At 59.6% G+C, this 8664-nt stretch carries 14 protein-coding genes; all 14 read left to right on the top strand.

Annotated elements, in window-relative coordinates; genetic code table 11:
- Positions 1–39 precede the first annotated feature (39 nt).
- Positions 40–204: a hypothetical protein gene (locus SR3_RS31115; protein WP_157098674.1), complete on the top strand. Its 165-nt coding sequence runs from the start codon at positions 40–42 to the stop codon at positions 202–204.
- A 76-nt stretch (positions 205–280) separates the two neighbouring features.
- Entirely contained in the window at positions 281–553 is a 273-nt protein-coding gene (locus SR3_RS06740; protein ID WP_084455073.1) for a LacI family DNA-binding transcriptional regulator, read from the top strand.
- A gap of 257 nt (positions 554–810) precedes the next feature.
- Positions 811–2112 (top strand): tyrosine-type recombinase/integrase, encoded by a 1302-nt coding sequence (locus SR3_RS06745; RefSeq protein ID WP_068082671.1) that lies wholly within the window; start codon positions 811–813, stop codon positions 2110–2112.
- A gap of 82 nt (positions 2113–2194) precedes the next feature.
- The gene (locus SR3_RS06750; protein WP_068082674.1) at positions 2195–4123 is read left to right on the top strand and encodes a hypothetical protein; all 1929 of its coding nucleotides are present in this window, start codon (positions 2195–2197) and stop codon (positions 4121–4123) included.
- A 187-nt stretch (positions 4124–4310) separates the two neighbouring features.
- Complete coding sequence (locus tag SR3_RS06755) at positions 4311–4502, top strand: hypothetical protein (RefSeq protein WP_068082677.1); 192 nt, start codon at positions 4311–4313, stop codon at positions 4500–4502.
- A 2-nt stretch (positions 4503–4504) separates the two neighbouring features.
- Positions 4505–4681, top strand: a complete 177-nt coding sequence (locus tag SR3_RS31120) for a hypothetical protein (RefSeq protein WP_157098675.1) — start codon at positions 4505–4507, stop codon at positions 4679–4681.
- Positions 4682–4843: 162 nt separating this feature from the next.
- On the top strand, positions 4844–5203 hold the full coding sequence (locus tag SR3_RS06760; RefSeq protein WP_068082680.1) for a VRR-NUC domain-containing protein: 360 nt from the start codon (positions 4844–4846) through the stop codon (positions 5201–5203).
- Positions 5196–5789, top strand: coding sequence for a hypothetical protein (locus tag SR3_RS06765; protein WP_068082681.1), 594 nt, complete (start codon positions 5196–5198; stop codon positions 5787–5789). The genes SR3_RS06760 and SR3_RS06765 overlap by 8 nt, the downstream gene beginning before the upstream one ends.
- Complete coding sequence (locus SR3_RS06770; protein ID WP_068082684.1) at positions 5779–6975, top strand: AAA family ATPase; 1197 nt, start codon at positions 5779–5781, stop codon at positions 6973–6975. Before SR3_RS06765 ends, SR3_RS06770 begins: the two co-directional genes overlap by 11 nt.
- A 169-nt stretch (positions 6976–7144) precedes the next feature.
- Positions 7145–7594 (top strand): DUF5681 domain-containing protein, encoded by a 450-nt coding sequence (locus SR3_RS30460; protein WP_169805570.1) that lies wholly within the window; start codon positions 7145–7147, stop codon positions 7592–7594.
- Positions 7595–7596: 2 nt separating this feature from the next.
- A complete protein-coding gene (locus SR3_RS31125; protein WP_157098676.1) occupies positions 7597–7770 on the top strand; it encodes a hypothetical protein in 174 nt (57 codons plus the stop codon).
- The gene (locus SR3_RS06780; protein WP_068082691.1) at positions 7767–7949 is read left to right on the top strand and encodes a hypothetical protein; all 183 of its coding nucleotides are present in this window, start codon (positions 7767–7769) and stop codon (positions 7947–7949) included. The genes SR3_RS31125 and SR3_RS06780 overlap by 4 nt, the downstream gene beginning before the upstream one ends.
- Positions 7950–8221: 272 nt before the next feature.
- Positions 8222–8383, top strand: a complete 162-nt coding sequence (locus SR3_RS32765; RefSeq protein ID WP_157098677.1) for a ribbon-helix-helix protein, CopG family — start codon at positions 8222–8224, stop codon at positions 8381–8383.
- On the top strand, positions 8383–8664 hold a 282-nt coding region (locus SR3_RS06785; RefSeq protein ID WP_218018766.1), incomplete at its 3' end, for a hypothetical protein. The genes SR3_RS32765 and SR3_RS06785, both read left to right, overlap by 1 nt.

Raw genomic sequence — 8664 nt, forward strand, 5'->3', positions numbered from 1 at the left:
CGGGTTGACCGGTGGGGCGTGGCATCCGGAAAGTCCGGATTGCAGCCCATCTTCGTCTATTTCGCCGTTGGTTCATTTGCCTTCGTTCTTGCCGAGATTGTCATCAACCACATCAGCACTGCAATCCGTCAGATCGTGCAGAGCATCCGCCATGGGCTGAGACGCAGCCCATTTGAAATAGAATCAGCTTTTGAACTGGTGTAGGCGGAGCAGATCAAAGCGCTAGGGCAAGGGAAAGTGACGACCATTCGAGACGTCGCAAAAGCGGCTCAGGTAGTCAGTGACAACGGCCTCTCGCGTGGTCAACAAGGAGCCTACCGTGCGTTCCTATCTGCGGGAACGCGTGGAACAGGCTATCAGGGATCTGGACTATCGGCCCAACATGGCCGCCCGGCAGTTGTCCAGCATGCGCTCCTTCACGATCGGCATGATCGTGCCGCGTGCGGGTGTGGGTTATATTCCGCGCCTGATCGTGGAATTGTCCTGGATCTTAATGGGTCTGATCAGCAGTTCGATTGCTACATCGGAATCCGAAAAAATCCAACTTCCCTGAAATATTCAGAATATATCAATAAGATGGGAAATGGCTGGCTCACGTGATTTTCAAAGTGAGACATTGTAAAGCATTAATTATCAATGCTTTGGAAAGACTGGCTCCCTGAGTAGGAGTATAACCCATTTTCGGTGGCGTTCGGGGTTGATCGCGAAAGCCTATGTATGGTGGGGTATTATCGGTCATCTCCTCCGCTCATGTCCGTTGACGTTCGGTCCAAACCGGCATAAAGTTTGGTAACGGATGAGGTAACGGCCATGGGCAAGCTGACAACGATCAAGGTCAAGACTGCAAAGCCGGGCCAAGGGGCTGACGGCAAGCCGACCAACGCTCGGCTGTCAGATGGCGCGGGCCTGAGTCTGTTGATCAAGCCGACTGGCGCCAAGTCGTGGGTGTTGCGCGTGCAGGTCGATGGCAAGAGCCGCGACATTGGCCTGGGCAATGTCGAGATCGAAAGCAATCGGGCATTCGGTGATCATGATCCGCTGGCGGCCATTCCCTTGATGCAGCGAACCAGCCTTACGCTGGCCGAGGCACGCGAGAAAGCCGCAGCGCTGCGCAAGCTGGCCAAGGCTGGTGCTGATCCCGTGGCTGAGCGTGACAAGGAGCGCCAGAAGGCACCCACGTTCACCGAGGCCATGAACGCTGCCCATGAGGCGCTGAAAGCTGGCTGGGGCGACAAGACGGAGAAGGCGTTCCTGTCTTCGCTTAAGGATCATGCTGTGCCAAAGCTCGGCTCCATGAAGGTTGGTGCTATCGGCGCATCGGATATTGTGCTGGCGCTGGCGCCGATCTGGAACGAGAAGCCCGAGATCGCCCGCAAGGTGCGCAGCCGCATCGGTCAGGTGCTTGCCTTTGCAAAAGCGCGAGGCTGGCGAACGGAGGCATTGCCTGATGCCCGCGAATTGCGTTCGGGGCTTTCGAAGCAGCGCAAGGGTGGCAACTTCGCCGCGATGCCTTTTGCCGACATTCCGACATTCATCCTTTCAGAGGTGGCTAAGGAGCTGGGAGTCAGCCGTGCAGCCTTTCTTTTCACGGTGCTGACTGCGGCCCGTTCGGTTGAAGTCAGGAAGGCGACCTGGGAACAAATCGATCTGGAGGCTCGGGAGTGGCGTCGTCCGCCCGGCATCATGAAGATGAAGGTTCCCCACGTTGTCACGCTCAATGATGCCGCCGTGGAACTGCTGAAGCGTTTGACGCCAGACAAGAAGATGCGAACAGGCCTGATCTTTCCAGGCGCTAAAGCTGGGAAGCCCCTTTCCGACATGTCGCTGACCAAGATCCTGCGGTTAGCCGAGCGTGATGAGACGGTTCACGGCTTCCGTTCGTCCTTCCGTGACTGGGCTGCCGAGAAGATGCCCACCGTCCCCGCTATGGTGGCTGAGATGGCGCTGGCTCACCGTGTCGGCACCGTAACTGAGCAGGCCTATCTGCGCAGCGATCTGCGGGACATGCGCCGTGCCCTTATGGACGGCTGGGGGCGCTTCGTGGCGCCCGAACTGTCGGGAACAGGAGATAATGTCGTGTCGATGGACGCGGCAAAGAGATCGACCGGGTAACGCCGGGCGAAAAGCGGGCCAGCCGGAGGGTGCAACCTCTGACCGGCCCTGACCAAGTAACGACTTTAGAGGAGTCGAAACAATGGCTAACCAAGCCCCTATCACGCCTGCCGCGCCTGCGGCTACCTTCGACGCTGCCCAGTGGCTGTCCCATTTTGAGTCCATTGGCGGCGGGTTCCTAGCCACCGAGAGCCAGACCAGCCTGTGCATTGCCTGCCAGGGCACGACTCCCGAAAACCAGAGCGCCGCTCATGCCATGCTTCGGGATCTGACCGACGAGCAACGCGCCGGGGTCATCGTGCATATCCGCGAGCGTGTGGGACTTTCTGCACCGCAACCCGATCTGAAGGTTGTTTGTTCGCAAGAGGTTAGCGAACCTGCAGGCATCTCGCCGCCGTCGAGCGGGCAAACCCTCGGCCAGTCAGAGGGATCGCACGATATGGACATGACGCATTCTTTTACCCCGGCCTTGTCCGATGCAGCCGCCGCCAAATTCGAGGCGGCTAATCATGCTTATGTCGATGCCGACAAGGCAATGAACGATTTTGATCAGCAGTATCTCCAGCCTGCCAGCGACCAATGGCGTGCATGGCGCGACCATTGGCCGATCAAAACGCCCGATAGCAATGCCGAGTATGTCGCAAGCCGGGACGCTGCATCGGCTCTGCTCCAACCCGTGCAAGATCGGTTTGACCGTCTGGCATATGATCGGGGCGCAGCATTGATGACCCTCATCTCGGCGCCAGCCCCGGACATCGCCGCCGTCACCCGCAAGGTCCAAGTGCTGATCGATACGCAAGAATGGGATGGCGGGGACTGTGAAAGCCACCTGAAACATATCTTGGCTGATCTACAGCAGGTGAGTGGATCACATCCGCCCGCCATGCCTGATGCAACCAGCAACTGGTCGAGCGAGGAAATGCAGCAGCGAACCCTCTCCGACTTTGAACGCTTGCTCGTACCGCCGGCATTCCCTCGGGATGAAGGCTTCTGGGCATTGGTCAATGAACTGGAGGCTGTTGAGGCAACGCCATTCGATCCAGAAGCGGATGATGACGACATCAATCGGGCAAGCGAATTGCTCGGCGCAATAATGACGCTGCCGGTGCGCGATCCAACTGCGACCAAATGGAAACTCGATTACATGATGCCAGAAGCCGCCTGGGTTCCTGAATATATCGAACAGATCAAGGCGGATTATACACTCTGGCTGGGAGCACCAGCAGCGGCGCATAATGTTGATGCCTCACTCCATGCAGCATGGGGAAGGTTTCTCGCTAACCGGGAGGCCCTCGAAGCCCTACCGATGGAAGGTGCAGAAAGCCGAGCGGCTGAGAATGCCTACTGTGACGCGGCTGGCAACGCTGAGGATGAGATCCTCAAGGCGACTGCGACGACGCCAGCCGGAGCCGCTGTCAAACTGCGGGCGGCCCTGTCCAATCTACTTGCAGGCTCGTTTGAACAGGAAGCAGCGCTTCGCAGGAACGATCTGGCATCCCTCTCCACCGCAAGTCTCGACCTGGACGCACGCCTTGTTCTGTCGGCGCTTCATGATTTGGAGGCAATGTCGGCGCTCCAAATCGGCGACGGTCGCGGTGACCAATCAATGAAGGATGTCGCGCCTCCGCGTGACGATTTGACGGGCATGCTGGCAGGCTATCTCGCCCAGCATAATGCTGTTCTTACGCTTGCCGAAGCCAAGCAGGTTTTTGACATTACCTTCTCGCAACGTCAGGCTACCAGCGCGGCACATACCGAGTGGGAATATTCCGAAGCTTATTCATTCGACTTTGACCACCCTATCGAAAGGGCATTGCGAGATGCACTCCTCACCCATGAGGCCTCGTGGAAGCTGCTGGCGGGCTCATCCGTGGAAACGATGGCCGAGTTGCAAGAGAAGGTCGATCTTTGCCGGGCAGATCCTGACATCGAATGCGAAGGTTTCCGCGATCTCCTAATCAACCGCATCCAATCCGACATGCGGCATCTCAGTGAACGCAAGGCGGCATAGTTATCAGCGCCTCGGTTTCGGTTGGGCCCCCGCTTTCTTGGGGGCCCAAATGCGGGCGCAGTTGCTGCCGACTCCAAAAAAATTCACTCACCTGAATTTGACCGCCTCCCACGGATGATTTTTGTGCCGTAGATGGTTGGCCGCCGACGTTCATGCAATCCCGCATAGCGTTGGCGGAGCTTGAGATATGCTTGCCATCGCGACCATCGAGCCCCAGCCGCTCGCCTATGACATTGCCACCGCTAGCCGCGTCAGCACCATCGGCAAAACCCGCCTGTATGAACTGATTGCCGAGGGAAAGCTGGAATCCCGAACAATCGGGAAGCGTCGTGTGATCTTGGCTGACAGCCTGCGTCGCCTGATCTCGGAAGGCTGCTGACCGTGGAAGCAAACAACCCCGCCGTGAGGGGCGGGGCTGCGGAAAAGCTTGGCGGCTTCCGTACCCCGATTACCCTCTCCGCCCACCGTGCGCAAGTGATCGCCGCCCGCTTTGCGCTGCCGATCGAAACCGCAGCCATCGTCGCGGCCTTGGCTTTTGGGGGGCCGCACTATGGCTGACTCCATCACCCGGGCGCAGGCTAGGGCTGCCTTGGCCTTTATGCTGACCATGGCGCGTTCGATTGACCACCTCAGCGCCAACAGTCTCTGCCGGTCCTATAATCTGTCGGTTCGCCAGATTGAGATGATGCTCGCAGCGGAACGTCTGCGGAGGGCAGGCGCATGAGCAACCCTACAGAAATTCAGATCCAGACAGCGTTTCGCAACCGGCTGCGCTATGCCGCGCCCGCCGTGTCGGTGGTGGCTGTGCCGAACGCTGCGAAGCGCGGTCCTGCTGCCATCAGGCAGGCGAAGCGTGAAGGCATCTCCTCGGGCTTTCCTGACATCATGGCGTTGTGGGCTGGCGGGCTGTGTTTTGTTGAGTTCAAACGCCCTGGAGGCGTGGTCAGCGAAAATCAGGCCGAGTGGATCGAGCGCCTGACTCGCTGGGGCCATCGCGCCTGCGTCTGCCACTCACCTGAGGAGGCCCTGTCCTTTCTGGCCGAATGCGGCGCTCCTGTCACGGGGGGCGCCCATGGCTGACTGGCTCGAAAAAGAGATGGAGGCCGCCATGCGTGGTGTTCGTCAGCAGCACATTGACCGGATTTTGGCGCTGGGAGTCCAGATGGAGCCATTCTGCCGTCTGGGCATGGTGCAAGCTCAATTCGGCGTGATGCGCGTTCAGGGCCTTTCAGGCGGTCTTTATCAGCCTGATCCCGAGGGTGTGTCTTCAGTCATCATGCCTGTGGTGACGCCAGAGTATCATGACGGCGTGTTCGGTGAGGCGATCATCCTGCGTCCGATTGTGGACTTGATCGCTTTCCAGACCAATGCACCGGCCCGCTGGCTTTGGCGTACCGGTAATGCCTGGGCGTTGGGCTCGCATCTGCTGGCAGGACCCACAGGCGAACCGACCCATATCGTCGCAACACCGCTGGAATGGATGAACGCGGGCGGCGATGCTGTGTGCTTGCTGGATTGGTCGGATCAGTCCCCTGCATGGGCCTATCTGCGTACCGTGCCGGACCTAATCGTGGATAACGACATGCTGGCGGCGCGACTGGCAGCGGGGATCGACCGAGCAACACCGCGCCCTCGTTTCATCAGGGAGGCGCGCAATGCCGCTTAGCCTCGCCGAAACGATAGACGCTGATCAGGCCTATGGGCATGATGCTGCGCCACGGCGCCCGATCTACGCCACTCCCTACCAGTGGCGTGATCCCGAAACCCTGCCGCGCCGCCCTTGGATTTATGGTCGTCAGTTGCTGCGAGGCTCGGTTTTTCTGATCGTCGCACCTGGTGCCACCGGCAAATCGGCGCTGGTGACTGGCATGGCCATGGCGCTTTGTAGCGGGCGACCGCTTCTTGGCGCGGAAGTGTGGGACGGCCCCAAAAAGGTCTGGCTCTGGAACTTGGAGGACAGCCTGAATGATCTGGCCTTTTCCATTCAGGCCGCCGCGCTGCACTGGGATTTGACGCCTGCCGATCTCGATGGCCGCCTCTATGTCGACAGTGGCCTTGATGGCGCCGGGCTCAAGCTTGCCCGGCAAGATCGTGACGGCGCTCGGATCGCGGAGGAAGCGAGTGCCGCCATCATAGCCGAGATCCAAAGCCGGCAGATTGATGTGCTGGTCATAGATCCGTTCATTTCCAGCCACGGCTTGAGCGAGAACGATAACGCTGCGATCGACAGTGTCGCCAAGGAATGGTCGCGCATCGCCTCTGTTACTGGCTGTGCGGTCATTCTGATTCACCACGCCCGCAAGACCGGCGGTGAGGTGGTGACCGCAGAGAGTTCACGCGGCGCCTCGTCACTGGTTGATGCAGCGCGTGGCGGGCTGGCGCTCAACACCATGACCGAAGCTGAAGCCGACAAGTACGGGATCGAGCGTGATCGGCGCCGCCGCTATTTTCGTGCTGATGACGCCAAGCCGAACCGCGCGCCTGCTGGAAGCGGTCAATGGTTTGAACTGGTGTCGGTCCACTTGGAAAACGGACCGGACGGAGGGGATAGCGTCGGCGTCGCCACGGCATGGTCAACGCCAGATCCCTTCGATGACGTGACGACTGATCACTTGCGCCTGGCGCAGGGCCTTATCGCAGACGGTAACTGGCGCGAGAGCATCCAGTCCCCGGAATGGGCGGGCAAGGTGGTTGCCGATGTCCTTAACCTCGATCTCGATGACAAAGCGCAGAAGGCGAAGGCTGCCAACATTCTGCGGACCTGGATCAAGAGCGGCTCCCTCGTCGTGAGCCGGGAAACAGACGGCAAGGGCAACCCTCGTCCCTTCATCCGCGTGGGGTCTACGGCATGATTCCCCACCTTGAAAAGTGGGGTGGGGAAAGGTGGGGAAGTGAGGGCCCAAAACCACCCCCACCACCACCTTCTTAAGGGGTGTGGGGGTGGGGTGGGGGTAGCTTTCGTGGGGTAAGTGAGGTGGGGAAAATAGCTCACCGCAGTGATGCAAAACAAAGGATTGATTAGTGGTCGAGCGACCTGAAAATTCAGCGGGGAAACAGCGGGGCAAACCGTTCCAGCGAGGCCTGAGTGGCAACCCTGCCGGTAAGCCTCGTGGGACGCGACACAAAGTGACGCTGGCGATCGAGGCTTTGCTGGAAGGAGAAGCCGAGGCCCTGACCCGCAAGGCCGTTGAGATGGCTCTGGGTGGTGATGGGCCGGCACTACGACTTTGCTTGGATCGTCTGGCGCCCCCGAGAAAGGACGCCCCGATCTCAATCACCCTGCCACCTGTCACGAGCGCCGCCGATACAGTGGCGGCGTCATCCGCCGTGCTGGCGGCTGTTGCGGCAGGAGATTGTACCCCGGATGAGGCCGGACGCATCATGGCGCTACTTGCTGCCCATAAGGGCATTGTTGAAGCAGGGGATCTGGCCCGCCGGATTGCCGTATTGGAAGAAAGAAATTCCAAATGAGGTTGGAACAGCGCATCGAAAAGCTGGAAGCGGCGCAGCCGGATGACCGGCACCTGGTCACCCGCATCGAGTTGATGGCCGGCGACAGCAATTGTCCCGCCGCCGCCAGCAGCTTTGACGGTCGGAGATGGTCGCCCTTCGAGCCAACGCTTTTCGGCAAAAGGCTGTCGCGATGACGAGACTTGGCGCACGGCTCGATCGTCTGGAGCATGAGGGCGGACGCTTCTGCACCATCGGAGAAATTTTCGACGCGGACGACGCGGCACAAGGAGGAAAGCTTTGGTCAGCGTTAAAACCGATAAGCCCGCAGTTGAAAGCGCTGCTGGCCAAGCTTGAAAATATTCAGCTTGATTGATGGATTGTGCTGACCGACCCTTGCGAGGATGCAGCGTATGGGGTAGTCCGTTCAACAGGTGTTCCGCATAGGCTGGAATTGGATCGATAGGATCTGCACCCATGATCCCCGAAGTGGGGGCTGCTCGAAAGTCGAGCGTATAGCCGCAGAGACGGCAAGCATGAGCCCCGGAGCGGGGAGGCCCAGGACGGGCAGCAAAGCCGCAGATTGCGGAATCTCGAAGCCAGGACCGATAGCGGTCAGCCCCTTTCTCGATCTCCATGGAATAAGCCATGAACCATTGTGTCCGCGCGCCCGTGCATGGCGCCGCCATTCGCTTTCGTGTCGCCGAGTCCCTTCTCGCGTCCGCCGAAGAAAAGGCCCGCCGTGAGGGTATGAGCCTGTCCGAGCTGCTGCGCCATGCGCTTCGGCGTGAATTGCGGGAGGTCGCATAATGGGACTTGCCGCAGCCATTGGTGTTGGAGCAGTTGCTGCTGGAACCGTCGCCAGCTCTGTCATTTCGTCCAGTGCGGCAGGCAAAGCTGCCGATGCCGCGACCAATGCCGCCAACCAGAACAATGCCCTCCAGCAGTCGATCTATGATCAGAACTCGGCCAATCTCTCGCCCTACAATGAGAGCGGGACCGCTGCGACGAACGCCATCAATGGGCTGCTCTATAACACGAGCGACACGGCAGCATCACAGCAGGCCTATGCCAACTGGCAGAACAGCACA

Origin of the sequence: Novosphingobium rosa NBRC 15208 (genome assembly GCF_001598555.1) — a bacterium.
Lineage (GTDB): Bacteria > Pseudomonadota > Alphaproteobacteria > Sphingomonadales > Sphingomonadaceae > Novosphingobium > Novosphingobium rosa.

Bases quoted from the DNA above. Each gene is read 5' to 3' on its own strand.
- SR3_RS06755 (WP_068082677.1), top strand. From the start codon at position 4,311: ATGCTTGCCATCGCGACCATCGAGCCCCAGCCGCTCGCCTATGACATT.
- SR3_RS32765 (WP_157098677.1), top strand. From the start codon at position 8,222: ATGAACCATTGTGTCCGCGCGCCCGTGCATGGCGCCGCCATTCGCTTT.
- SR3_RS06745 (WP_068082671.1), top strand. From the start codon at position 811: ATGGGCAAGCTGACAACGATCAAGGTCAAGACTGCAAAGCCGGGCCAA.
- SR3_RS06760 (WP_068082680.1), top strand. From the start codon at position 4,844: ATGAGCAACCCTACAGAAATTCAGATCCAGACAGCGTTTCGCAACCGG.
- SR3_RS06770 (WP_068082684.1), top strand. From the start codon at position 5,779: ATGCCGCTTAGCCTCGCCGAAACGATAGACGCTGATCAGGCCTATGGG.
- SR3_RS06765 (WP_068082681.1), top strand. From the start codon at position 5,196: ATGGCTGACTGGCTCGAAAAAGAGATGGAGGCCGCCATGCGTGGTGTT.
- SR3_RS06780 (WP_068082691.1), top strand. From the start codon at position 7,767: ATGACGAGACTTGGCGCACGGCTCGATCGTCTGGAGCATGAGGGCGGA.
- SR3_RS06750 (WP_068082674.1), top strand. From the start codon at position 2,195: ATGGCTAACCAAGCCCCTATCACGCCTGCCGCGCCTGCGGCTACCTTC.